The organism is Aquimarina mytili (genome assembly GCF_016735115.1).
Taxonomy (GTDB): Bacteria; Bacteroidota; Bacteroidia; order Flavobacteriales; family Flavobacteriaceae; genus Aquimarina; species Aquimarina mytili.
In genome coordinates this window covers 369,092-395,097 of the sequence record NZ_JAERQJ010000001.1, presented here as the reverse complement: position 1 = coordinate 395,097, position 26,006 = coordinate 369,092, and the positions used below count along the sequence as shown (strand labels likewise).

Here is a 26,006-nt window from a genome sequence, read left to right as displayed (position 1 = left end):
GCATTAATATATAAACAAGAAAACCTAAGCAAATTGGCCTAGAATTTCTTGTTTACAAAACCGTTTCATGATTACATACATTGCCTTGTTTAATTATGAATGTATTATTTCCAGTAATTATTTGCTGCAGAAATTGTCTGAAAATTTATAGCCACCACATGAGAAGCAGCTGTAAGACCAGAAGCGCTATTGGCATATTCTTTTCTTAATTTTTTTAAAACATCCATATCAGGTTGAGTTGATTTTACTCCCATTCTAGAAAGTTTTATTGCCAATTCATACCCTTCTTGAGGATTTTTTGTCATTAGGCTTTTAAGCCATGTTTCTTTTTGTTCCATTTGTTTCATGATTTTTGAGTTTAGTTTAGATCTAAAATTATAAAAACTACGTATTGCATCACACAAGATTGAAAATGGTAATAATTATGCTAAATACAACGCTAACTATAAGAAGGTTAAAGCTTATCTTAGGTTTCTGTTGAGACAATATTGCTCCATTGTAAAACATACACATAATCGTTACAATAAATAGTTGACTCATTTGTGCTATCGAATTTCCATTCATTAAAATAAACATTGCAGCAACAGATCCTAAACAGCTTTGCCCAATTATAGCTAATGGTGTATACCCTATAATTCCATTCTCATACTCTTCTAAATATTCTTGATAAATTTTCATATCCTCATTTTTTATAAATGCTAAAATTTTCTTTTTCAGTTATTATATATGAAATCATGGCCTATGTCGCCAAACTGCCAAGTATTGACTCGTTGCCATTTTTCGTGCCGCATCTTTTGCTCTTTGCGCTAGTTTTCCTTCATACAGACTATCTATTGTACTAAACCACAATTGTAACCATTTCCCAAAATGGAGTTGACTCATGGTATGATTTAAATTCTTATCTACATTTCTATGCGCTTGTACTGGATTTCCTTTAAAAGAGGCGACTCCAAATAATGCAGTAACCCAAAAATCAGTGAGCTTCTCTAAATGTCCAGGCCATTGTTCTTCTAATATATGGCCGTTAAATACTGGCCCTAGTAGTTCATCTTTTCTAATAGCTCTGTAAAAAGTTGACACCAATACAAAGACATCATCTCTATTACGTATTTCTTTCATTTTTTAGAATATTTTCTTTAGTGCCGAAGTCACAGTATTCTGTGATGATTTATAATTTAGTTTGTCTTTTTTTAGGCAATAGATTGTTTCTTGAATAGCAAACCAGCAGAAATAAAATATCCCAATGGAAAATAGAATATCGCCCACCATTCTTAACCATTTTAAGGTTTGTACAGTTGGCGAATACAACAACTCTGCATCTCTTGCAAAAGAATATCCTTTAGTAATAGAGGTATATGCTTGAATAATCCCCACGGGTAACAAACTCAATACTACCATAGTGATTAGTCCTATGTTTAAGAACCAAAAAGCTCGTTTTAATTTTATGGTATTCCATTCTCTATTAGAATAAAATCGTAAGCATATGATAATGAATCCCATGCTCAGCATACCATATACTCCGAAAAGTGCTGTATGGGCATGTACCGCTGTAGTGTTTAAGCCTTGAATGTAATACAATGCAATGGGCGGATTAATAAGAAAGCCAAATACACCGGCTCCAATCATATTCCAAAATGCCACAGCAATAAAGAAAAATATAGGCCATTTATATTTTTGAATCCATTGATTAGATTTCAGTAGATTCCAATTTTCTCTTATTTCAAATCCCATTAGTGTAAGAGGTACTACTTCTAAAGCGCTAAATGTGGCTCCTAGGGCAATTGCCTGCACAGGTGTGCCAGAGTAGTATAAATGATGAAGTGTACCAATGATCCCTCCTGCTAAAAAAATAGTGGCAGACGCAATGGAAGCCTTACCTGCAGTTTTAGCAGAAAGGATTTTCATTTTTAAGAATACAAATGCTATAATAACTGTTGCAAAAACTTCAAAAAACCCTTCTACCCATAAATGTACCAACCACCATCTCCAATAATTAATCACTGGTAAACTACTATTTTCACCGTACATTAATCCAGAGAAGAAAAACATACCTATAGCCACTACTGATATTAATAAGATAATTAATAAATGCTTTGCATCATCTTTTTTTCTGATACCATGAAGTACATGTCTTCCTACCATAATCACCCATAAAACCAATCCAACGGCCAGAAAAAGTTGCCAAAATCTTCCTAAATCCATATACTCATAACCTTGATGGCCAAAGAAAAAATTAGTCGTTAGATCCAAGAACTGGTGTACACCTAACCACTCACCAAGCATTGAACCCAATACAATGATGAGTAGTGCTATGAAAAGAAAATTTATTCCAAAAACCTGAAATTTCATTTCTTTGCCACTTATCATTGGAGCCAAAAATAATCCCGTAGCCAACCAAGTAGCTGCAATCCAAAATACTGCCAGTTGTGTATGCCAAGTTCTGGTTATCGAATACGGTAAAACACTTGCCAAGTCGAAGCCGAAAAAAGCTTGACCCTCTACGGTATAATGGACTGTTAAAATCCCCAGAACAATTTGTAATCCTATGAGTAAAGAGATAACAATGAAGTACTTTAATACTGATTCCTGAGACTTTGTCAATATGATTTTCGTAAGTGGATCTTCATTTGGATGTGTTACAGCTTCTCCTTTTTCATGATTTCTAACGTAGTAATAGGTGAGTATCCCAATAAACAATAGTAGTAGTACGACAGAAAATCCAGACCAAATTTGAGAATCGGGGGTAATCGTATTATCAATTAATGGTTCATGAGGCCAATTAGAAGTATATGTATATTCTTTATCTGGTCTATTTGTACTGGCAGCCCATGAAGTCCAAAACAAAAACGCATTTAGTTTTTCCAATTTTTCTGTATCGACTAATGCTCCTTCTGGTATAGCATATTGTTCGTGCCCTTCGGAAAAAATAGTAGCATAATACTTCGAATTTTGCTTGATTGCATCAAATCGTGCAGCAGATATCATTATACTATGATCAGAAGCATTATAGGTATTGGTTTTTATGTGTTTAATTAACCGTGCCTTTAAAGCTGCTTTTCGTTCTACTTCTAAGCTTTCATAATCCGTATTGAAATCCTTTTGAGCCCAAGCATTCAGCATAAAATTAGCTTCTTTATGTATCCAATCTGCAGTCCAATCGGGTGCCACATAACTACCATGCCCCCAAATAGAACCTACTTCCATTCCTCCAATCGACTCCCAAACATTTTGTCCTACTTGAATATCTTCTTTGGTAAATACTACTTCTTGTGTTTCTCTAACAATAACTACATCCGGTGTGGGTGGCTGCGTCTGATATATTTCTGTTCCAACCCATATCAATGCAATAAATGAAAGTATAACTACACTGAAAAATCCAATCCAAATCTTTTTCATTCCTATATTTTTAATCTTTTATAATCTGTTTATACTAGTTTTTTAACTCTATCGGCAGTGTCTAAAGTGGAAATTGATAATCGAACAATACAATCCTCGATGCAGGTTAAATCATGAGGTATATTCTTATCTAATGCTATCAGGTCTCCCTTTTTGAGGAGGTGCTTTTTACCGCTAACTCCAAAATCAATTGTGCCTTCAAATATTTCAATTACTATAGGAAAAGGGGCTTTATGTTCTTTCATTAGTTGTCCCTTTTTCATGACAATTCTTATTTCTTTAGTGGTTTCTGTTTTTAGTGCGACCGTAATTGCTGGTTTATCTTTTTTATAGATAATATTCTTTGTTAGTGATCCTATTTTCATAATGTTCTTAGTTTTCATTTTTAATTCTAAAGAGTTTCATTCCCGATATAAAAAGGCTTATTACTTTTACTATTTCCAATATCACATACCATAGATGCAATCTACTTTTAGGTAGTTCTTGCCCAGAAATAATAGCATCTGCACGATGATCTAATGCTGGTAATAACCACGAGCTTTGTAGACCTAGAATAAATAGAGGTAAAAGAAGTAAGGGCCACCCCAAAAACCATTTACTTGTGATTTTTGAAGCGAATAGACAGATGCTAACCAATACGGCACATGCAATCTCTACTTTGTTAAGAGCATAAAAAACTAATTGTCCAATTCCTAAGCCTAGTTTAGTAGTAATCCCATGGGCTTGAAACTTTAACCAAGCTTCCATAAAGCTAATAGCACATACACATCCTATCCAAATAAAAATAGTGGCTATCGCATAATTAATATAGTGTTGTTTCATTCAAAAAAGATTTAAGGATCTTTTTATCCTTTATATATCTAAATTTTTTATCTTTTTAATATTGTTAAATCAGCATTCATGTCATCTGCTACAGATTTTAATGATGTATTTTCTAACATAGTTCTAAGTTGATCTCTTATTTCTACAAACTTAAAGTGAAGAGGGCAAGGTGAACTAGCATCACATTGTTTTAATCCTAATCCACATCCAGTGTATATCGAATCTCCATCCAATACACGCACCACTTCGCTAAGTTTGGTATCCATCTTTTCTTTTTCTATTATGAACCCCCCATACGGGCCTTTAATAGATTTTACAATATTTTTTCGAGTAAGTTGTTGTAAGACTTTTGCTGTGAACGCTTGAGGAGAATCTATTTCTTTTGAAATAGTGCTTAAGCTCACTTTGTTATCATGCATTGTTTGTTGGGCGATAAAAATCACCGCTCTCAGACCATATTCGCAAGACTTTGAAAACATATAGTAATTATTAATGTCACAAAGTTACGTAATTTTTATAAAGGATAAAAATATCCTTTATAAATTTTTCACTTCCTTGCAGAAATAGATGTTATACCATAAAAACATAAAGATTAATAGGAATTGGATAATAAAGTATTGATTACACTTGAAATCATCCTGTTACCGGACACGTTTTACCTCCAGACATTCCTCCATCTACCCGATTTAATCCACCTTTAATGGCATCAATCTTAGTTAATTTGACCACTGTCCATTTTTCTAAACTTGGCTTATTTGATTTTCGTTTTCGCTTTTTCATTGTTTCAAATATTTATAGACTTTGTACATTATTTAATTCTAAGTAGAGTTTGTTATGACCAATTTTTGTTAAACCGCCTTAAACATTAATTTATATAAATTAATGTTCTGTTCTCGTTGGACAGCCATTCGATTTAGAACCTAATCCTCCCTTAATAACAATTGTATTTTTTAATTTTACAACTTTAAATTTTTCTAAAGTCAATTTATCTGAAATCAATTTTTTGTTTTCTATTTTCATGATGTGATTTATTATAGATTTCACATAAATGTAGTCAAAAGCGCCGTTTTTCAAACACTTTAATACTCCGGATTTATAAATCACAACCTCTGAAAACAAAAAACACCTAAGATTCTAAAAGTTCTATTTCTTCTGATTTTCAATCTGTTTAATAAAATACGATGGATATATACCCGTTTTTTTATAAAATGCTAACGAGAAAGACTGTGCTGTATTAAACCCAACCTCATTGGCTATAGTTTTTATTGTGTAGGCTCTAAATTTTTTCTCGTTGGTTAGTCTATCGATTGCTTCTTTAATTTTTAGATCATTTAAATAATTAGCAAAATTTATCTTTTTGGTTTCATTAATAATTTTTGATAGATAACTACTATTTGTATTTAATTCTTTAGCTAGACTATTGAGTGTATATTTTCCTTTTAAAAACTTTTTTGATTGTTCAAATCGTTCTAATCTTTCCAGAACCTCTTTAACCAATTCTTCTGGTAAGTTTGTATTTTTTGTGGCTATTTTCAAGTTTTCTTCCTTAGACTCTTCTATGTTATTTTTTGTTTGATCTATTATGTGCTGAAATCTTTTTTTATAAATCCAGTTTTTTCTAATAACAAAAAAGACTATTGTTACCAAGATCAATATAACGGCGATAAAAACTGTAATCAATTTTTTAGAGAAAAATGTATTTTCTTCCAACTTATCAATTAATTGATTTTTTTGATCCAAAAGCTCTTTAGACTCATAATTCCTTATTATCTTGTTTGATAATGACTTGTAATTATATTTTAATATACTATCAAACTTTAGTAAAGAATTGATGTATTTTAATTGATTCTTGTCGTCTTTTTCGTTTTTATAATGTGCTATCAAAACATTATAAGTGTCAATTAATTCAGGAGTAATTGTATTGGCCTCATTCAATAATGTGTCAGTCCTTTTTAGATAATACACTCCTTGATCTGTATTATTTTGAATGAAAAAAGATTTTCCTATATAGTAGTTGCAAATGGCTAGACCAATCTTATCATCTCCAGCAAAGCTTCTAATTCGTTTTTCTGCCTTTTCCAGACTATCGATCGCTATTTGATACTTGTCCTGAAAGAAGTAGTTAATCCCTGATTGCAAAACAAATAAGTTATACATTAATGTATCCTTTGTTTTTAATGTTTCAACAACTCCCTTTTTTATATACTTCTCTGCAGAATCCAATTTCAAATTATAGGTATAAGATTCTGAAAGCGCATATATCCCTTTTATATATAAATCTCTTCTTTTTTCTACTAACTCCTTTTCAGAGATATAATTCATATAATCCTTAAAAAAATCTAGTGCCTCTACTCGTTCTCCCAATTGATTTTTGAGTAAACCAATATTAAATTTTAGTATCGCATATTCTAATTTATCTCTTCTCTTTTTGGCAAATTCGGAAGCAATCACATATTGGTTAAATGCTTCCCTGTAATTCCCTTCCATAAAAAACAAATTTCCTTTTAACTTATATGCAAACCCAGGATATTTCTCATGAACCAGATGTTTTGTAATATCGATAATACTATCTGTGTATTGATGTGCAATCGCATACTCATCTATCAATCCAAAAAAATAAAACCCATCCGCAATCTTTATAGTATCTGTATCGCGTTTAGCTTTTTCTAAATAGGTTTTTGCATAAAGTCTTGCCAAATTGGAATTACTTTGATTTTCATAGAACTTGTTTTTTAATACTTCATACGTTTTTAGTTTTAAAGAATCACCAGGAGTATTAACATGACTATTTTGAGCTATACTAACATAGCAATTGTTTATAAGTATCGTGATAATAAAATAAAATGAAATTTTATTCATACTATGTTTTTAAATGATTCTTAATTATTTAAAATAATAATGAATTACCCAGAAAACACGGGTATTAGCAAGATATCAAAATAATATCTTCTTCCTAAAAAAAAGTTAACAAACCTAGGGTTTTGAGAATTTATAGTAAAGAACTGCTCAAATAAGAAATAGATTACTATTCCTATGAAAGTTCATCCATGCTATTCTAAAACTAAGGATTTAATACTTGCTGATATTTATAAATCTACGCTACGCATTTATAAATATCAAGAATAACCAGTTGTATTTAACACTGTAATCATACTAGTTTTGAAAGTGTTAAACACCACCATATCTACACGATAATTAAAATTCTATTACACAATAAACAGGCGGAAACTGAAAAGCCTTTGACAGAGTAAGTAACCTTTAAAACCTAATAATTATGAAAAAAGTTTTCACATTAATCATTTTAAGTTTGGTTATGTTTTCTTGCAGTAAAGATGACATAGCACAAGAAGAAACCACTGCAGTAGAGTTAACAGAATCTAAAACAATTGTATACAAAGGTATCTCCTACACAGTTCAATTAGATCAGCACGGAGAAATTGATAAAACTGATCTTAATCAAGATCTGATTAAAGCTATTTCATCAAGTCATGTTGTAGAACTAAGCGAAGAAAATACTATTTATCTGTATGATCAAATAGATGAAGTTAATTCACTAATTACAGCAAAAACTTCTTCACTATCCAATAAAAGTGGAGTATCGTATCAAAAATCTGGAGTAGCCCAAAGTACGGGTTACCAGCATGAGTATTATCGAGGGTTTCCTTTGGGAGGCACAGGCAACTTTGCCTACCCAAGTCTAAGACCGCATGGATTCAACGACCTTATCTCATCTGCAATTGTAACAAATTATAGTGCAAGAGGATATCTAGCTCAATATTTTGAACACGATAATTATCAAGGAAGGATATACACCTTAATACTTGCACCAGGAGAAATTAAATACAATCCCAATCTGAGATCGGTTGGTATGCATGACAAAACCTCGAGTATGGTAGGTAGATATCTTTAATAAGAAACAACGATGATTCAAGGGGGATAATGAAGCATCTATTTGCAAAATTATTTAAGTATTTTGCCTTAAAACCCGAACTAGTTGTTCGGGTTTTATTTTGTATTAAATCAAAATTCTCACATCTACCAAACCACCTATTAATTTACTGTTAATTAACACATTAAGCACCGATCATGGTATACGATTTGATGATGTTTTTATATAAAATAGAGGGGAATTACCTAAAAGATTATTTCAATCAAAGAAATATCTCATGATTTTTAAGCAACAATCTTTATTGTTAAAAATTATAAAACCGTGTTTTATTTAACAATTTGATTATCAGTTAATTAATCTTTATTTTTTAATTTAATTATCTAAAAAATGGTATGATGAAAAATTTAATCTTATTAATTAGTTTGCTATGTTCTACAATAATATTTTCTCAAGGAAATATCACGAACAATGACATTATAGTCACATCTGATGGTCAACTAATCCAGGCAAAAGTAGTTAAAGTCACTGATAATAATATTAGCTTTAATTATCCCGGAGAAAGTGTAATAAATGAAATAAAAGTGAGTAATCTTCAAAAAATAGTTTTTGCCAGTGGAAGAACCCAAACTTTTAACTCTTCTCAATCTGCCGGAGTATTACCCAAAGAAAATTCATCTTTAAATAAAAATAATAATCCTGTACAACAAACAAACCCTTTGATTCCTAAAGAAGATATTTACTTGTTACCAGATTATAAGGAAAACACTTTGGCTGTAATTCCTTTTTCGTTTGTAAAAAATGGAAAATACCAAGAAACATTATCCGGTGAAGCAACCTCTTATGCAACAGATTTTTTACTTAAAAATGCCAGCCAATATGGCATTCAAGTTCAAGACATGAATACTACCATTAATAAACTTATAAATAGTGGTATAAACCACAAACAGCTTAGAGAATCTAGCTCTGAAACTCTTAGAAAAATTATTGGAACAGAATTTCTTTTAAGTGCAGAATTGAAAGAATCTTCTATTCTTAAAAGCGAAAATAAGGCTGCCAACTTCTATTCGACTAGTAAATCAACAGTACCAACTTCGTCAGGTATAAAAACAAGTATTACATTTAAATTATACGATGCTTCATCCGAGAAGTATAATGTTAGTTTTACAGAAGATTTAAAGATAAAAACATCGGATAAAAACTCAGCCTCCCAACAACAAGCACATAGATGGAAATCTTCAATGAAATATGTACTTGAACAATTTCTATTATCAAAAAGTCTATAAAAAAATGTTTTATATGTAGTATGGGTTTGCTTTGCAGGCCCATTTTTTTAGTATTATTAGCAAAATATAAGTCTAAAAACCTATATTTTATATCGATTCTGAAGCATTATTCTATTATTATTTTATAAAGTTGTTATTTTTGCTGGGCAAATCTTTACTATGACCTACTACAAAACCTTATTGTTAAGTATATTAATATACCTTACTACCTATACTATTTATTCTCAAGATACAGAGGTTATAAAAAATTCTGAAGAAGCCAAAGACAGTATTCATGTAAAAGATTCTCAGAATGCAATGACCAGATGGCAAATGATTAAATATGATGGAGTATCTGTATTTGGGGGCGTAAAACACGTATATACCAGCCCACTACGATGGAAAGGTAAAGACTGGTTAACATTTGGAGGAATCATGGCAGGAAATGCTATTTTACTTGCCGTTGATGAACCCGCAAATGATATCTTCGCTAAACAAGGTAATGGTGTTCCTGATCTTATTAAAGAAGCTGGATTTCGTTTTGGAAAACCTCTCCTCAACTATGGATTAACAACCAGTGTATACACTTTAGGATTACTAACAAAAAATGAAAAAATAAGAAAAACAGGAGTTCTACTTATTGCATCTGCTACTGCGGGTGGGCTCTTACAAACGCTTAGTAAAACTGCAATTGGCCGTGCTCGCCCTCTAACTGGTGAAGGTAATTTAAGTTTTCGATTTTGGTCGAGTGAAGCTGGATATCATTCTTTCCCATCCGGGCATGCGATTCTTTCATTTACAACAGCTCATGCATTTGCCAAACAGTTTGACAATTTGTTTGTCAAAGGAGGTATATACGCATTAGGCCTAGTAACACCTGTATCCCGACTTTGGGATGGTGCACATTGGTTAACGGATGTAACACTTGGACTTGCTTTAAGTGTGGTTATTGTGGATAGTGTTGACAATTATTTAAAGAAAGATAAACGCTATGTACATGGAGATAAAAAACATAAAATTAGATGGAACCTTAGATTTGGCGCAAGCCAAATTGGTCTTGTCGGCAGATTTTAACTAAATTCTTCTTTGTAGTACGTTGCAGCATCTTGTAACAACAAATCCAAATATTGATTTTCATTTTGAAGACGAATTTCATCCCAACCTAAGTATTTTATAAGATCTTCTTCTATAATTGACCTAAACTTATGTACACTATTAATATCAAAATATAATCGCCCTGTTCTTCTTACAAAGAAATCTGCCAGGCTATTCGTCATTTCATGATGCACACCATACCATAGTTCTGCTCTAATTAATCGCTCTTCTATAGCATCATTCAAAAAGTAATTTACCTTATTAAGAATAATATCTGTTTGTTTGCCATAAGTTGATACCAGATACCAGCCATAGTACTGATCTTCTACTTTTAGGTCTTTAAGTTGCTGTGTAATCTGATTCAAATATGTGTTTACTTCAGAACTATCCTTAAGTGGGTCACTTGTAAGAGGTATTTGTTTTGTATGCGATTTTAAAAATGCATCTCTTTTTTTACTGCTCATTGTTTTTAGTACCGCATCAATCACTCGTTGTGCCATTTTGCGATACCCTGTAAGTTTTCCCCCGGCGATAGAAATCAACCCCGTTTTTGATTCAAAAATTTCATCTTTTCTGGAGAGCTCAGACGGATCTTTTCCTTTTTCATGGATTAGAGGTCTTAACCCCGCCCAATTAGACTCAATATCTCCAATAGTAAGATCAAGACTAGGAAACATATGATTTACCGCTTTTAGTAAATACGCTGCATCATCTTGCGTAGCTACTACTCTATTTAAATTTGCATTATAATTTGTATCTGTAGTACCCACATAAGTTGCCCTACCTCTTGGAATAGCAAAAATCATTCTGCCATCTGGCACATCAAAATAAATCGATTGTGTGAGTGGAAATCGTTCTCTAGAAAACACCAGATGTACTCCTTTGGTAAGATGTAAATGTTTGTTGTTCATGGAATGGTCTTTCTCTCTCAATAAATCTACCCATGGCCCTGCTGCAGATACAAAGTTTCTGGATTTTATAGTGAATGTCTTTTTGGTATTATGGTCTATACATTGCAGACTTTTTATTTTATTGTCTTCGTTGTAGTTAAAAGAAGTCATCTCGCAATAATTGATACTATTAGCACCATAAGAAGCCGCTTTTTTCAATAATTCTATTGTAAGTCGTGCATCATCAGTTCTATACTCGGCATAATATCCTCCTCCGGTAAGTCCTTCTTTATTTAATAAAGGTTCTTTGTCCATGGTTTCTTTTACGGTCAACATTTTTCGTTTATCATCTCCCTCTACATTCGCTAGAAAATCATAAACTTTTAAACCCACCGATGCCATAAACTTACCATAAGTACCTCCTTCTACAAGAGGAAGTAGCATTTTCTCAGGTACTACAAGATGGGGTGCCAATTGATGAACAGTTGCTCTTTCACTACCGGACTCTTTTACTAAACCTATTTCCATCTGTTTAAGATATCGTAATCCTCCATGAATTAGTTTAGTCGACTTATTACTGGTGCCCGACGCAAAATCATTTTTTTCTATCAGGCACACCTTTAATCCTCTTGAAGCTGCATCAAGAGCAATCCCTGCTCCTGTGACCCCACCTCCAATCACGACTAAATCATGTTTTTCATTTTGTACTCTACGTAATTGTTCCTTACGATCCAACACCGAAAAACGAATCGGTCCTTCTTCTTTTACAGCAAGCATATTTTTATTTGCTGTTTTTGTACGTGCTACTGCTTGTTGCCAACCTGTATATTTTCGATTTCGATCATGCTCTGTAATTTCTGGTTTGAAAACTTTATCGACAGTTCTTATTTTTGAAATATCTTTCTTAGTCCAAATTCCCGCTTTAATCCCAGCCAAAAATGCAGCACCCATCGCAGTAACTTCAAGCATTTTGGGACGATCAACCTGAACATTTAAAATATCGGATTGGAACTGCATGAGATAGTTATTTGCCGAAGCACCACCATCCACTTTAAGCATTGCCATTTGTTTTCCACTATCTTCGATCATAGCTTCCAGCACATCTCTTGTTTGATATGCCAAAGCCTCAATAGTCGCTTTTATAATTTCATTTTTTCCAGAATCCAAAGTAAGTCCATAAATAGCTCCTTTGGCTTCCATATCCCAATGTGGGGCTCCCAAACCGGCAAATGCCGGAACGACATAAAGATCTTCTGATGATGTAGTTGACTTACAAATAGCTTCCGTTTCACTTGCATTATCAATAACCTGAAGTTTATCACGCAACCACTGCACTGATGCTCCTCCTACAAAAACGCTTCCTTCTAGTGCATATTTAATTTTATCTTCAGGAAGACTACAACACAATGTGGTTAATAATCCATTTTTAGAGGCATATGGTTTTTTTCCTGTGTTGAGTAGCATAAAACAACCTGTACCATAGGTGTTTTTAGCAATTCCTGATTTAAACCCTCCTTGTCCAAATAATGAAGCTTGTTGATCTCCTGCTACGCCATAAATTGGGATATCCTGACCATTGTAATTAATTGTTCCAAAATCAGAAGAAGAATATTGCACATTGGGGAGTACCGATTTAGGAATATCCATAACTTCTAGCAACTTATCATCCCAATCCAAATCTATAATATTGTATAACATGGTTCTGGAAGCATTAGAGTGGTCCGTTACATGTTTTTTGCCGTTGGTAAATTTCCAGATTAACCAAGTATCGATGGTTCCAAATAACAGCTCTCCTTTTGAAGCCTTTTCTCGTGCGGTATCTACAGAATCTAGAATCCATTTGAGTTTGGTTCCCGAAAAATAGGAATCAATCACTAGTCCTGTATTTTTAGATACATAATCACTAAGTCCCAAAGATTTAAGTTGTTCGCAAATTTTGGTTGTTCTCTTATCAAGCCAAACTATGGCATTATATATAGGCTCACCCGTATTTTTATCCCAAACGACTGTTGTTTCCCTCTGATTTGTGATTCCAATACCTGCAATTTCTTTTTCAGAAATTCCTGATTTCTTAAGTACTTCAATAAATACTTCTTGTTGGTGTGTAAATATTTCATTAGGATCATGCTCTACCCATCCGGATTTAGGGTAATGTTGAGTTAATTCCTTCTGAGCAATATCACAAATTTCTCCTTCGTTATTAAAAATAATTGCTCTTGTGCTTGTAGTGCCTTGATCAAACGCAATAATATACTTCTTGTCCATAGAAAAAATACTTATTCTATAAATATCTGAACTATTCTATCGAAATAAAAACCGAATCCATTTTATAAAAGATGTAATCGTTTGTATTATGTTATTTTTAACGTTATTTAAATTTTTAAGGAAAAAAAGGTCAAATGTTACTATATTTTTTGAATTAATCACATCAAAACCCTATGTAACTTATTGATTTTTAATTGGTAGGAATATTTCTGCTTTCCATCGTCTCTCATTAGCTTCATGCATAGGATTATTATAAAAAATCTCTATAGGTTTATTTTCGGTCAAAATATCTTTAGATTTTGCATACTCTATTAATGCGAACCATGCCTCATCGCTATTTCTATAATTACCATAATATGTTGCTTTCAGAGCTTTTTGGGCTTCAATTTTATCGTATATAATCCTCGTATCCATTGGTAATGAATCTTGTTCTACAATAGGAAAACCAAAATCTAGTTTGATCTTATCTGTAATACGATTCCATTCATTTATTCTTACAAATGGATATCCATCTTGAATTATACCATATTCTGCCAACTTTGGAAACAAAAACCCATTATGATTCATCATTTCTGTGGCTTTATTAGATCTCTGTGTTGTAGAAGAAACATACAATACTTGTCTATGAGGTAAAGTGCTTTCGCCTTCTACAATTACTTTAAAATTATCTGTATACGATCTTAATTTTGCTCTGTAACTAATTAGAATATGCTTTACCTCATTTAATAAAATAGAAGATCCTGTTAATACTTGTATTCTATTCTTTATTGAATGATCTTTAGAAATAATACCTACTCTAATTTTTGTAACCGTATCGCTTATACTTTTAAATTGCCAATCTAAGATTGCGTTCTCATTCTTTATGATAGTTTCTTGCTTAAGATAAGCTCCTGTCTGATCAATTCTTTCATTCTTTATTTGGGTGTCGAGTTTTACTTGTTTTACCTGATGATACACTCCTAGGGGAGCAAGGTTAGCCCTAAAAGTAATCTCATAATCATATTGCTTGATAAAAAGATACCAAGTAGACAGACCTATAAATAAGACCAGAATCCCAAGTGCTATTTTCTTCATTAGAAGGCTAGTTACAATGCATTATAATTTTAATCATTCGCTATCATTTGAAGTTTGTTGATTACGAATCTTCCAAGATTACGGCCTTGTTCAAGACCTAAATCAATTGCCGCACGGTAGTGGATCCCTCCATATAATCTACTGATTGCCGCCTCATCTGCTGCTTGATTGAAGGAGACAAAAGAACGAATGGGCAAACCATACTTTAACTCGGTATCGTCATTAAACGAAAAATTATCTCCGAAAATTTCTGTTAACACGGTAGAAGCTGCTCCAGATACCACAGAATGTCCACTGGTATATTCTGGAAAAGGTGGTGTTTGCAAAACAGGTTCCCAGTTTTCATCAATATGCTGATTGATCAAGGTCTCCGGACGAATTAAATTACTTCTATATTTTTCATCCCAACAACTAATAAATGCATCTGCAATTGCAATTGAAGTTTTGGTGTATGCATATATAGTTTTATTAAAATCTGATCCAGTTTTTTTACTAGCTATTTTACATATTCCGATCCAATGCGCTCCTGGTGTAATCTTTTTGGTAGCAAACATCAAATGCCCTTTGTGCGTAGACACATATGGATTACAATCCCAAAATTGGGCTATTTGGAGTTTTTCTGACGTTTCGCCTTCTTCTTTTATAACATTACCAACTTCGTATGTTTCTGTAAGTTCTTTATAAAATTGTGAATCTTTTTCTAAAGAGAAATCAGGATGTCTAGAGGGTGTAAATTGTGAAGCCGAATCTATAATCGAGGGCCTAATTTCTCTCCAATGTGGCTCTATACCATCCATATAATCTGGTGGAGTAGGCTGCCAACGTGCAGGGTCCTCAGTGTTTACTGAAAATTTTGGCATAGTGCGGGTTTGTGCATATCGATCAGTCGATAACCAATCTTTAATATGTTTTGCTACCAGTAAACCATAGGCTTTAGAATCGTTAAAACTCCTCTTGTTTATTGATTCCCATGAAGTATATAAACTATCTCGATACGTTTCTACCTTATTTTCAGAAAAAACAAGCTCTTTTCCAACCTCTAAATACGCCACTAAAGCGGCAACTTTAAAATTAATTGACTTCGTAGTATCGGCTTGAGGAACCGGTGAAAGATTATGCAGTTGACCTGATAAGGTTTTATACATTGGATCCCCCTGGCAAATCACCTCATATGCCGCTATATTGGGATAATTATATATTCTACTGGCCACCGGAGGAGAGAATATATCATGTACCATCACTTCTGTAACTGTATCTACTACGTCATGATAATTATTTGGTGTAATTTCTATAGTTTTTTCTTCTTTTTGACAAGAAACACATAATATGATACTGGACAACAGACAAAAAAGTGTCTGTTGTCTTTTATTTGTTTTTTTCATTAGAAAATTCATAAACTTCAACTTTTCCATGGTTTATTGTGATCAATAGGTATTCTTTATTACCAAAATTAATAATATTTAAGCCTCGTACTGCTTTTTGAGTAAGGTTAATATGTAGTGTATTTGCATTACTACTAGTTTCGTTAATTTGAAGCATCGCTCCGGCAAAACCATCAAATCTTCCATGATACGGAATAACACCAAAGTAGTTCCCGGCTAAAAGCACCTCTTCAATTGTATCTTTATTGAAATCATGTTTTAACATCACGGTAATTGGAGCGACTTGAAGTTCATCATCAAAAGGAACAAACGTAAAAACACCGTCTTCATTTTTCAAATATCCTGAAGCCAATTGATGTACTTCAAAAAGTGTTGCTTTATCCAGAGCATCTTTGCCAAAAATCTCTTCAATCGTTTTGCCTGCAAACGAGGCATAGGTTGTGAATTTTTTCTTTAAAAAGTTCAATTGACCAGATAGATCATCGAGCCCTAATGCGGTGTAATATTTTCCTCCCTTTGGTATAGCAATTATGGTCTCCGTTTTTTGATTGTTATCAAAATCTGAATAGTACATTCTAAGCGGGTAATCTTCACAAGCCTTAAATTTACTATTCAAACCAAAGTTACCAAGTAGATAGTCCATATCACCATCATTGTCGATATCAAATTCCTGAATTACTTGCCACAAACCATTTAATTTCTGGGTTAGGATGCTATTAGTAACATCTATAAGTTTTCCTTTTTGGTTTTTGAAGAAATGTGGTGACATCCACTCGCCAATAACGAGTAAATCTTTAATGTTATCATTATCGAAATCAGTCCAAATCGCATCGGTAACCATACCAATTTTTTGAACATCAGAATGTTCTTGAATGCCAAAACTTCCCTTTTCATTAATCAGTATTGTAGAGTTTGGGATTTTACCAAAATCATTAGAAACTGCATACGCACCTATGAATAGGTCCAAATCGCCATCTTGATCTATATCATAAGGTCTAATTACCGATTCGTGTTCAAAAAGCTCAGGAAAATCTCCTCTTATTAATCCTGAATCTGAGTTTATATATAGCCTATCGATCAATTCTTTTGATTTTCCAAAGAATTCGCCTCCTGATGAAGCAACCAGAAGGTCTTTTTTACCATCTTGATTAAGATCTTCAATAATTGCGGCGACATCTTCTTTGACTTTATCTTCTTGAAGTACCTCGATTTTTTGTTTTTCAAAACCATTTAGTGTTTGAAAAAACAGGGTAGAGACTTCGTGTTTTGAGCTTCCAAAGAAAATATCATCTTTACCGTCATTATTTAAATCCCCCACGGCAATTGCAGGTCCTTTATTGGATATCTTATACGGAATTAATTTTTGTCTATTGAAATCTGTATAATTATTTTCTTTATGGATATAATCAAGACCAGGAATACTATCAACTTTCTTGAACCAACCTTTGGATTGCGGAAACAGATTATCATAAATTACTGTTCCTCTTTTATGAAGTGATTTAATTGTTAAGGTTTGATTGGTTTTGATATTCTCGGCTACTTGTATGGTGTTGTCTGGCCAGATTACTTTAAGAGAGTCAATTGTTTTAACATCTCCATACCCAAAATGAATAATTGCTTCTGATGAAGATTGAAAACCTTTTGAAACAAACAATTGCTTGAATTGAGGTATTCCATTATGATAAGATATCACTTTGGTTCCTATACCAAAAGGATTTTTGTCCTTATACACAAACTTCAGTTTTAAATAATTTGAAGTACTAGTATTGCTTTTATTTCTATAAAAAATGGGTTGATCATTAATGGTATTTGTAACAATATCGATGTCACCATCATTATCAAAATCGGCATACGCGCTTCCTGTAGACGCGTTGTTATCTATGGGCAACCATTCTTGTGATTTATTTTTGAATTTCACCCCAGTGGTACCTTGAAATATATAATTCTGAACCATTCCAGATGGCATAATATCCAGAGCTTCTTGATCAACCAACTTAGTACTGCTTAATTGTTCCTGAATCTTTTCATTAGAAATATATTTGATATAGTCCAGGTTATTAGGGCGTTTTGGAATACCATTAGAAATAAATACATCTTGTTCTCCATCCAGGTTATAATCTGCAAATAAGGCACTCCAACTCCAATCTGTAGAAGCGATATCGCTTAACAGAGCTGTTTCTGTAAAAAACTTACCCCGTTGATTAATCTGAAGCATGTTTCTTGCATATTGATAGTGATAGCCCAACCTATTGACTCTCATATTCAGCATATCTACTGTTTCATCTCCCGCAGATGCTTTGAGAATCTTTTCATCCTCGGGAGTCATATCAAGAGTTAGAATATCGGGATATCCGTCATGATTGATATCAGAAACATCGCTACCCATAGAAAAACGACTTGTATGGCCAAATTTCTCTTTTAACTGTTCGGTAAATGTACCATCTCCCGTATTGATATAGTAATAATCGTCTTCATGAAAATCATTGCTTACATAAATATCAGTGAAACCATCATTATTAAAATCGGATGTGGCTATACCCAAACCATACCCGTTTCCTCCTCCAAAAATCCCTGATTCTTTGCTTACATCAACAAATAGATCACCATCATTACGCAATAACTTGTCTCCACTTTTATCACTTCTCTGATTACGAAGAGATGCACTTCCGAATGAATTTTGTGTATGAATAGCATGATTTAAGAGGTACATATCCAAATCTCCATCATTATCATAATCAAAGAAACTTGCAGCAGTTGAATAATTTTGAAAATCAAGACCATATGCCGATGCTTTCTCAGTAAATGTACCATCACCATTATTTATGAACAATTCGTTACCTCCTTTTAATCCATGAAGCCCCACCACAGCACAAACATAAATATCCAGAAAACCATCTCCATTAACATCAGCCATAGTAACCCCGGTATTCCAGTCGGATGTTCCTGACACACCTGCCTTTTTGGTGGCATCTTCGAACTGAAAATCTCCTTTATTAAGGTAAAGTTTATTTTCGCCTTGGTTTGATGTAAAAAATACATCTACCAAATCATCGTTATTAATATCTCCAACAGCCACACCTGCTCCATTATAAAAATACAGATAGTCAAGAATATTCATATCTTCGGTTGACATTAAACGATTTTGAAAAGTAACTTTTGTAACTTTTGAAGGCACTTTGTCAAACAATTCTCCTGATGTAACTTTTTGTTTAGCACAGCTACATAAAAGTATACTTCCGAAAACTGATATAATTATATATTTGATCATTATTTTTTATGCTAAATAGTAGTCACAACAGGCTTTAAAAAGAAATTTATTTTTTTAGTTTAAAAATCTTTGGTGCCTTATTATTAATTGCGGTAATCAGATATTTTTCTCCTGATTTATTTTTTACCCATTGCATTGCTCTAACCTGATCCTGAACGATAAATCCTGAAGATTTTTGATCTATATAATTACCATTTCCATCACTTAACAAAATATTACCCCTACTTGCATCTAATCTAGAGAATTGCGGCTTAAAATTATATTCATTACCTGCCAAAATAAGGTCTAGAACACCATCTCCATTAAAGTCTTCTGTTTCTATATCGCATACACACGAAAGTTGTACTTCTTGCGGAAGCTCTTTTATTTCAAAATCTCCTTTCCCGTTATTATACGCCACTAAACTTGCAAAATTATTTACTGTTTTTATCGTTGTATTTTGCAATACTTCTTCAGAAAACAATTCATCAATCGATTTTTTAGCATATTCTGAATATTTCAGGTTTTGTTTTTTCAACGAATTGATCTGACCTGTAATTTCATTTTTTAGATGTATTGGGATATCTTTTCCTTCAATAGTTTGTGTAAAAATTTGCTCAACGGTACCATTATTGTCAAAATCATTAATATACATTTTGATCGGATTTAGGTTGCTGGCTTTATACATTGCGTTTGTTCCTCTGTTTCCTAGTACTAAATCTATATCTCCATCCTGATCAAGGTCTTTGGCTTCGACTGTATTAAACCACCCGGAAATAGTATCCAAATTTGAGGAAAAGCTACTTAATCCATTTAATGAATTTCTAAATATTTTAGGAGCCATCCATTCTCCCACTACAATTAGATCTTTTTTACCATCTCCATCGATATCCTGCCAAACGGCATCAGTCACCATTCCAACGGATCCAATTTCTGAAGCTTTCTGTTTTGTCACATTTTTAAAATTGCCTTTCCCATCATTTTGCATTAAATAACTATCTGGCGAAACTCCAAATGTTCCAACAACACCATGGCTACCGGCAAAAATATCGACATCTCCATCCTGGTCATAATCAAATGCTGCTAAAGCTGATATATTGGTGTTCGTTGGCATTATTATGTTTCCTCTTGAAAAATTACCTTTACCATCATTCATATAACTTCTTACTCCTGTTCTGGCTCCTTTGAAGTTGCCCCCTGAGCCTATAATTAAGTCTAAATCCTGATCACCATCAATATCTTCAAAAATAGCTACAACATCCTCAAAAAAATCTTCAGTTTCAAATGTAGACTGCTTTAGTTTTCCAGTTTCTGTTTGGATATACAGTTTACCTGTTTGTTTATAAGCACCCCCAATAAATACATCATCATTTCCATCATTATTAATATCACCAACAGCTATAGCTGGTCCCTCTTTGGATTGCATTTTATAAATCAACCCCTCATAATTAAAATCAACATATGCATCTTCTTCATGAGCTGATATATTATGCTGTATAGTTTCGAAATATTTTTTTGCCGTAATCGGATTCAATTGATACTGTTGCGTTGCTTCTTTCTGATCAAATACCATCAAAGAATTAAGATTAACATCTTTTATGCTAATCATTTTTTTATTTGGAAATATAACGCGTAGAGAATCTACCTGTTCCGTTTTACCCAAGCCTATAGTCATTATATAATCAATAGACGACTGAAAACCTCGTGTTGGAATAAGTTCTTGCCTTAATACCTGATCTTTTAAAAACACTTCAATAATACCACCAATTGCAAAAACATTCTTATCAGAGCCTTTAAGCTGTACTTTCAGGTAATTATTTTGCTCCTTTTCGCTATTATTCTTATAGATCGAAACTGGCATATTAAAATTATTCACAATCAGATCCAAATCTCCATCATTATCCAAGTCTCCATATGCCGATCCGTTAGAAAATGTAGGTTCGTTAAACCCCCAATCTTTGGTTACATTATGAAAAGTGAGGTCCTGATTATTCTTGAATGCATAATTAGAAACAGGGGTAGAAGGCATTTTACTTATAATTGAATCAACTTCTTCTTTTTTTCCTGTTAAAACCATTTTTTGAATAATATCATTGGCAAAGAAATTCATAAAATCCTGGTTAGTCAGATCATGATAAATTCCATTACTAACATAGATATCTCTATACCCATCATTATCCATATCAAACAAAAGGGCTCCCCAGCTCCAATCTGTTTTTGCAACTCCACCATAGAAAGCGATTTCAGAAAAAGAATTATCACCATTATGAAGTTGTAAAGAATTTTGCATATACTGATTATAAAAATCTCTGCTTTTCTTTAACCTGTATACATCATAACTTTCAAAAGAACTTGTTTCTTTCAGTCTTTGATCATCTTCGGGTAACATATCGGTAACAAAAATCTCTGGAAGACCATCATTATTGATATCTGCCATATCTGCACCCATCGAAGAGATACTTAAATGTTGCATCCAGTTTTTGATTTCTTCAGAAAAGGTTCCATCGCCTTTATTGATATATAAGTAATCTCTCTCATAAAAATCATTAGACACATAAATATCAGGAAGTAGATCTTGATTGACATCTCCTATAGTAACCCCCAATCCAAAACCAATTAGACTACCATAAATTCCTGCAGCCTCACTTACATCTTTGAATACTCCATTATCATTTCTAAGTAGTTTATCTCCCCCACCTTTTAAGATATCGGGAATCTTCCAATCTTTGGCCCTAAGGTTTCGTTTATTTACATATCCAAGACTGCTTACAGGTATAAAACTATTGTTAAGTAAATATACATCAAGATCTCCATCGGCATCATAGTCAAAAAAAGCAGCATGTGTTGTAAACCCACTATCGGCAAGGTTGTACTCGGCTGCTTTTTCGGTAAAAGTTATGATTCCTGAGTCTTTCGAAGGACCATTATTAATAAACAATTCATTTTTTTGATCATCGCCTTTTACATTTCCCGCGTTACACACGTAAATATCTAATAATCCATCTGCATTAATATCAACCATCACTACACCAGTAGACCAAGCATTTTTTCCTGTAGTTTTTGAAGATTTAGAAATATCTTCAAACTTAAAATTACCTTTATTGAGGTATAGCTTATTTTGTTTTTGATTTGCTGTAAGGTACACATCTGGCAATCCATCATTATTAATATCGCCTATGGCCACTCCACCACCGTTATAAAAATTTCGATAGGTAAAAATGTTAAAATCTTTCTCATTATTTACCTGATTGATAAAATCAATATTGGTAGTTTCAGAAGATAGTTTGGTGAACAATGTTTCATTTTGCTCTATGTTTTCTTCTTGGGCTTGCTTTTTATTGCAAGAGATAACTATTACTAAGACAAGGCAACTATAAATAAGTTTATACATATTACTTTTTTATTTTTTTAACTACCTGAAGGCTGTCATTATTAATTCCAAACAATAAATATGTTGAATCTTTTATTTTGATTTCTTTTATAGATCTCACGGCTCCTTTTATATGAAAATCTTTGTTCTTACCGGTATAAAAACCTCCTTTTTGATCATTTAGCAATACTACGCCGTATGAAGCGTCTAATCTACTTAACTGAGTACTGATTTCATAGGTATTACCAGCCATAACAATATCAGGATATAGATCATTATTAATATCATTTATCAGGATATCATGAACGGAAGAAACCTGTGTTTCTAAGGGTAATTTATGAGCGATAAAACTAAGATCTCCTTGGTTTTCAAAGTACGTTGTGCTTAGTATATATACTTCTTTCACCTCTGAATTATTAATTTTAGTTTTAGAGAAGTAGTCTTTGAAATCTGCTTTTGCAAACATTGTATACGACAAATATTTTTTATTTAACTGGGGTATTTGTTTTACCAATTCATCTTTTGTTGCGATTGGAGTTTGTTTTCCCTTATAAAAATAAGTTACAATAGGGTCTATTTTACCATTATCATCAAAATCACTAAGGTATAATTTGATGGGTTCTTTTTCTGAAGCCGTTAGCCTACTATTTAATCCCCAGTTACCAGCAATTATATCCAGGTCACCATCTTTATCCATATCATGAACAGCGATAGAATTCCACCAACCATGTGTACTTTTTAGAGTTGAATTATTATCTTTTTTGAAATTACCTTTACCGTCATTTAACAATATTGTAATGGGCATATAATGACCTGCGATCACTAAATCTACAAATGTATCATGATTGATATCAATAAATGTGGCATCATAAACCTGTCCTATAGTATGAAGTTCTGTTGTTGAAGTTGAAGCTATTTCGCTAAAATTGCCACTACCATCATTACTAAAAAGGTAGTTTTTTGGTGTAATTCCATACTTACTGGGCTCGCAATTGCTTCCAACAAATACATCTAGATCTCCATCGTTATCAATATCTGCAGAAACTACAACTGAAGCATTGATAACAGTTTCTGGAAAAGCATTGTGTTTTTTCTTAAAAAGCCCTTGATCATTAATAAATAATCCTGGAGCACTTTGATAATCTGAATACATCTCATTTCCACCATAAATAGTAATCAAATCCATGTCACTATCTCCATCTACATCTAAGAAACATTGATCAATATCTTCTAAACGTTTATCTATTTCAAAATCTGGTTGCAAAGCACTTACAAAACGACCATCAGTTTGTTGCATAAACAACATTGCGGCCTTATGTCTCCCTCCAGGCACAAAAATATCGTCTAATCCGTCATTATTGACATCTGTAACTGTAATATGCGGCCCTTCATTAGAATTAGCATAAGGAGCTAATGGTTCAATACTAAAATCCTTAGACTCATAATCTTGATGTTTATAATCTACATTTATGGTATCCTTTTTCAATAATCTAATGGGTTCAGACTGGATGGTAGAGTCAACCTTTGTGTTTTCTTTTTTGTAAAACAGGATTTGATTAGCTTCAATTTCCTTTTTTAAAGATACTAATCCATCGGGCCAATACACTTTTATAGAATCTATTTTTGTTTCATTACCTAATCCAAAATGGATGACAGAAGATACTGAAGACAAATACCCCTTAGTTCTAAAAACTTCGGATATTTGAGATTTATTTTTAGTATGGACAGCTATTTTGGTTCCTATAGCATCTGGATTACTTTTAGTGCCTTTTAGTTTTATTTTTATATAGTTGTTACTTCCCGAGCGTTGATCTAATTTGTTTTCATATATAAAAGCCTTTTCATCAATGTTATTCGTAACAATATCTAGGTCTCCATCATTATCCAAATCAGCATACACTGCTCCATTGCTATAGGATGGTTTGTTTTCTAACCATGTATCAGACACATTCTCGAAAGTTAGATTTTTGTTATTTCGAAAAAAGTAATTTTTTGTTTTTTTATTGGGTAACTCATGGATTAAGGCCAAGTCTTCTTTTGTCATTCCTTTTTCGATTCTTTTTTGGATGTTATCGTTTGCAATAAAACTTATAAAATCCATATCATTTGTTGCTCCTTTTATCCCATTTGAAATGAAAATATCTTTATATCCATCATTATCATAATCTGCCATTAGAGGTGCCCAACTCCACTCTGTAGCTGCAATGCCTGAGAAAAAGGCCATTTCGCTAAAATTAACACCTTCTTGATTTATTTGTAATGCGTTTTGCATGTATTGAGGTTGGTATCCGTTTTTTAGATATTGATTATAAATTGAATATCCATATTCGGTTCCTGAAGATTTATACGTTTCAATATCATCAGGAAGCATATCCAGTGATAAAATATCCGTCAAGCCATCATTATTGATGTCGGCAATATCGACTCCCATTGAAAAGTGTGATGTATGCTGAATATTGCTTTGTTTAGAAGAAATTACTTCTTTAAAAGTTCCATTCTTTTGATTGATATATAAATAATCATTTTCAAAAAAATCATTCGTAACATAAATATCAGGATAGCCATCGTTATTCACATCGCTCGTAGCAATACCTAATCCATATCCTATGGCACCTTGAAAAATACCAGCTTGTGAAGATACGTCTTTATAGCTCCCTTTAGTATTTTTATAAAGTTTATCTCCGGATAATGAATCTATCTGTTTTCGTTTAGTCCCTCTTCCATAAGTTCTATTCGGATGTACAGAATGGTTTAGTAGATACATGTCTAAATCTCCATCAAGATCATAATCAAAAAAAGCCGCTTGTGTAGAAAAGCTTGATATATCTAAATTATAAGTTGAGGCGTCTTCTTTAAATGTAGGAATCCCATTCTGATCTACTCCTTGATTTACGAATAATTTATTTTTCCCTTCTAAACCTCTGTAATTAGAAACTTTACAAACATAAATGTCTTGTAATCCATCATTATTTATATCGACTATCGTAACTCCTGTAGACCAACCATCATTATCCTTAAGCACTTCTGATCTTACTTCTTCGAATTGTAGATTTTCCCGATTTATATACAATTTGTTTTCGCCTTGATTAGAAACGAAATATAAATCCTCTAATTCATCATTATTAAAATCTCCAATACCTACTCCGGCTCCATTATAAAAATAAAGATACCTAAGAATATTAAGTTCTGGTGTATCTTTTAGTTCATTACTAAATGAAACCCCAGTACGATTGCTTGATATTAAAGAGAAGAGATTTGATTTTCCCTCATTTTTACAAGAAGTAAAAAAGACAAAGGTCATTGTATAAATAACT

Annotated in this window: 19 protein-coding genes; 3 read left to right on the top strand and 16 right to left on the bottom strand. The window is 32.8% G+C overall.

The window, feature by feature from the left end; genetic code table 11:
- Positions 1 to 104: 104 nt before the first annotated feature.
- From JJQ60_RS01760 to JJQ60_RS01715, 10 genes are all read right to left on the bottom strand, one after another.
- On the bottom strand, positions 105 to 347 hold the full coding sequence (locus tag JJQ60_RS01760; RefSeq protein WP_236669007.1) for a hexameric tyrosine-coordinated heme protein: 243 nt from the start codon (positions 345 to 347) through the stop codon (positions 105 to 107).
- Between the two features lie 49 nt (positions 348 to 396).
- Complete coding sequence (locus tag JJQ60_RS01755) at positions 397 to 678, bottom strand: hypothetical protein (protein ID WP_201916230.1); 282 nt, start codon at positions 676 to 678, stop codon at positions 397 to 399.
- 54 nt (positions 679 to 732) lie between these two features.
- The gene (locus tag JJQ60_RS01750; protein WP_201916229.1) at positions 733 to 1,119 is read right to left on the bottom strand and encodes a group III truncated hemoglobin; all 387 of its coding nucleotides are present in this window, start codon (positions 1,117 to 1,119) and stop codon (positions 733 to 735) included.
- A gap of 3 nt (positions 1,120 to 1,122) precedes the next feature.
- Positions 1,123 to 3,396: a nitric-oxide reductase large subunit gene (locus tag JJQ60_RS01745; RefSeq protein WP_201916228.1), complete on the bottom strand. Its 2,274-nt coding sequence runs from the start codon at positions 3,394 to 3,396 to the stop codon at positions 1,123 to 1,125.
- A gap of 29 nt (positions 3,397 to 3,425) precedes the next feature.
- Entirely contained in the window at positions 3,426 to 3,761 is a 336-nt protein-coding gene (locus JJQ60_RS01740; RefSeq protein ID WP_201916227.1) for a cupin domain-containing protein, read from the bottom strand.
- Between the two features lie 7 nt (positions 3,762 to 3,768).
- The gene (locus tag JJQ60_RS01735) at positions 3,769 to 4,218 is read right to left on the bottom strand and encodes a hypothetical protein (protein WP_201916226.1); all 450 of its coding nucleotides are present in this window, start codon (positions 4,216 to 4,218) and stop codon (positions 3,769 to 3,771) included.
- A 47-nt stretch (positions 4,219 to 4,265) separates the two neighbouring features.
- Entirely contained in the window at positions 4,266 to 4,697 is a 432-nt protein-coding gene (locus tag JJQ60_RS01730; RefSeq protein ID WP_201916225.1) for an RrF2 family transcriptional regulator, read from the bottom strand.
- Positions 4,698 to 4,851: 154 nt separating this feature from the next.
- Entirely contained in the window at positions 4,852 to 4,998 is a 147-nt protein-coding gene (locus tag JJQ60_RS01725) for a hypothetical protein (protein WP_201916224.1), read from the bottom strand.
- Positions 4,999 to 5,097: 99 nt separating this feature from the next.
- On the bottom strand, positions 5,098 to 5,238 hold the full coding sequence (locus JJQ60_RS01720; RefSeq protein WP_201916223.1) for a hypothetical protein: 141 nt from the start codon (positions 5,236 to 5,238) through the stop codon (positions 5,098 to 5,100).
- Positions 5,239 to 5,361: 123 nt separating this feature from the next.
- The gene (locus JJQ60_RS01715; protein ID WP_201916222.1) at positions 5,362 to 7,077 is read right to left on the bottom strand and encodes a helix-turn-helix domain-containing protein; all 1,716 of its coding nucleotides are present in this window, start codon (positions 7,075 to 7,077) and stop codon (positions 5,362 to 5,364) included.
- 415 nt (positions 7,078 to 7,492) lie between these two features.
- Between JJQ60_RS01715 and JJQ60_RS01710 the strand changes: the two genes are divergently transcribed.
- The 3 genes from JJQ60_RS01710 (at position 7,493) to JJQ60_RS01700 (ending at position 10,443) form a co-directional block, all read left to right on the top strand.
- Positions 7,493 to 8,128 (top strand): hypothetical protein, encoded by a 636-nt coding sequence (locus tag JJQ60_RS01710; RefSeq protein WP_201916221.1) that lies wholly within the window; start codon positions 7,493 to 7,495, stop codon positions 8,126 to 8,128.
- Between the two features lie 374 nt (positions 8,129 to 8,502).
- Positions 8,503 to 9,390 carry a hypothetical protein gene (locus JJQ60_RS01705; RefSeq protein WP_201916220.1) on the top strand — a complete coding sequence of 296 codons (888 nt, stop codon included), beginning with the start codon at positions 8,503 to 8,505 and terminating at the stop codon, positions 9,388 to 9,390.
- Between the two features lie 159 nt (positions 9,391 to 9,549).
- A complete protein-coding gene (locus tag JJQ60_RS01700; protein ID WP_201916219.1) occupies positions 9,550 to 10,443 on the top strand; it encodes a phosphatase PAP2 family protein in 894 nt (297 codons plus the stop codon).
- Here the strand turns inward: JJQ60_RS01700 and glpK are convergent.
- From glpK to JJQ60_RS01670, 6 genes are all read right to left on the bottom strand, one after another.
- Positions 10,440 to 13,619 carry a glycerol kinase GlpK gene (gene glpK / locus JJQ60_RS01695; RefSeq protein ID WP_201916218.1) on the bottom strand — a complete coding sequence of 1,060 codons (3,180 nt, stop codon included), beginning with the start codon at positions 13,617 to 13,619 and terminating at the stop codon, positions 10,440 to 10,442. The genes JJQ60_RS01700 and glpK overlap by 4 nt on opposite strands.
- Positions 13,620 to 13,799: 180 nt before the next feature.
- Positions 13,800 to 14,693: a GyrI-like domain-containing protein gene (locus tag JJQ60_RS01690; RefSeq protein ID WP_201916217.1), complete on the bottom strand. Its 894-nt coding sequence runs from the start codon at positions 14,691 to 14,693 to the stop codon at positions 13,800 to 13,802.
- Between the two features lie 29 nt (positions 14,694 to 14,722).
- Positions 14,723 to 16,075: a vanadium-dependent haloperoxidase gene (locus tag JJQ60_RS01685; protein ID WP_236669006.1), complete on the bottom strand. Its 1,353-nt coding sequence runs from the start codon at positions 16,073 to 16,075 to the stop codon at positions 14,723 to 14,725.
- A complete protein-coding gene (locus JJQ60_RS01680) occupies positions 16,059 to 19,343 on the bottom strand; it encodes a VCBS repeat-containing protein (protein ID WP_201916215.1) in 3,285 nt (1,094 codons plus the stop codon). The genes JJQ60_RS01685 and JJQ60_RS01680 overlap by 17 nt, the downstream gene beginning before the upstream one ends.
- Before the next feature lie 46 nt (positions 19,344 to 19,389).
- Positions 19,390 to 22,713: a VCBS repeat-containing protein gene (locus tag JJQ60_RS01675; RefSeq protein WP_201916214.1), complete on the bottom strand. Its 3,324-nt coding sequence runs from the start codon at positions 22,711 to 22,713 to the stop codon at positions 19,390 to 19,392.
- 1 nt (position 22,714) lies between these two features.
- Entirely contained in the window at positions 22,715 to 25,993 is a 3,279-nt protein-coding gene (locus tag JJQ60_RS01670; protein ID WP_201916213.1) for a VCBS repeat-containing protein, read from the bottom strand.
- Positions 25,994 to 26,006: the final 13 nt, after the last annotated feature.

Bases quoted from the DNA above. Each gene is read 5' to 3' on its own strand.
- JJQ60_RS01760 (WP_236669007.1), bottom strand. From the start codon at position 347: ATGAAACAAATGGAACAAAAAGAAACATGGCTTAAAAGCCTAATGACA.
- JJQ60_RS01755 (WP_201916230.1), bottom strand. From the start codon at position 678: ATGAAAATTTATCAAGAATATTTAGAAGAGTATGAGAATGGAATTATA.
- JJQ60_RS01750 (WP_201916229.1), bottom strand. From the start codon at position 1,119: ATGAAAGAAATACGTAATAGAGATGATGTCTTTGTATTGGTGTCAACT.
- JJQ60_RS01745 (WP_201916228.1), bottom strand. From the start codon at position 3,396: ATGAAAAAGATTTGGATTGGATTTTTCAGTGTAGTTATACTTTCATTT.
- JJQ60_RS01740 (WP_201916227.1), bottom strand. From the start codon at position 3,761: ATGAAAATAGGATCACTAACAAAGAATATTATCTATAAAAAAGATAAA.
- JJQ60_RS01735 (WP_201916226.1), bottom strand. From the start codon at position 4,218: ATGAAACAACACTATATTAATTATGCGATAGCCACTATTTTTATTTGG.
- JJQ60_RS01730 (WP_201916225.1), bottom strand. From the start codon at position 4,697: ATGTTTTCAAAGTCTTGCGAATATGGTCTGAGAGCGGTGATTTTTATC.
- JJQ60_RS01725 (WP_201916224.1), bottom strand. From the start codon at position 4,998: ATGAAAAAGCGAAAACGAAAATCAAATAAGCCAAGTTTAGAAAAATGG.
- JJQ60_RS01720 (WP_201916223.1), bottom strand. From the start codon at position 5,238: ATGAAAATAGAAAACAAAAAATTGATTTCAGATAAATTGACTTTAGAA.
- JJQ60_RS01715 (WP_201916222.1), bottom strand. From the start codon at position 7,077: ATGAATAAAATTTCATTTTATTTTATTATCACGATACTTATAAACAAT.
- JJQ60_RS01710 (WP_201916221.1), top strand. From the start codon at position 7,493: ATGAAAAAAGTTTTCACATTAATCATTTTAAGTTTGGTTATGTTTTCT.
- JJQ60_RS01705 (WP_201916220.1), top strand. From the start codon at position 8,503: ATGAAAAATTTAATCTTATTAATTAGTTTGCTATGTTCTACAATAATA.
- JJQ60_RS01700 (WP_201916219.1), top strand. From the start codon at position 9,550: ATGACCTACTACAAAACCTTATTGTTAAGTATATTAATATACCTTACT.
- glpK (WP_201916218.1), bottom strand. From the start codon at position 13,619: ATGGACAAGAAGTATATTATTGCGTTTGATCAAGGCACTACAAGCACA.
- JJQ60_RS01690 (WP_201916217.1), bottom strand. From the start codon at position 14,693: ATGAAGAAAATAGCACTTGGGATTCTGGTCTTATTTATAGGTCTGTCT.
- JJQ60_RS01685 (WP_236669006.1), bottom strand. From the start codon at position 16,075: ATGAAAAAAACAAATAAAAGACAACAGACACTTTTTTGTCTGTTGTCC.
- JJQ60_RS01680 (WP_201916215.1), bottom strand. From the start codon at position 19,343: ATGATCAAATATATAATTATATCAGTTTTCGGAAGTATACTTTTATGT.
- JJQ60_RS01675 (WP_201916214.1), bottom strand. From the start codon at position 22,713: ATGTATAAACTTATTTATAGTTGCCTTGTCTTAGTAATAGTTATCTCT.
- JJQ60_RS01670 (WP_201916213.1), bottom strand. From the start codon at position 25,993: ATGACCTTTGTCTTTTTTACTTCTTGTAAAAATGAGGGAAAATCAAAT.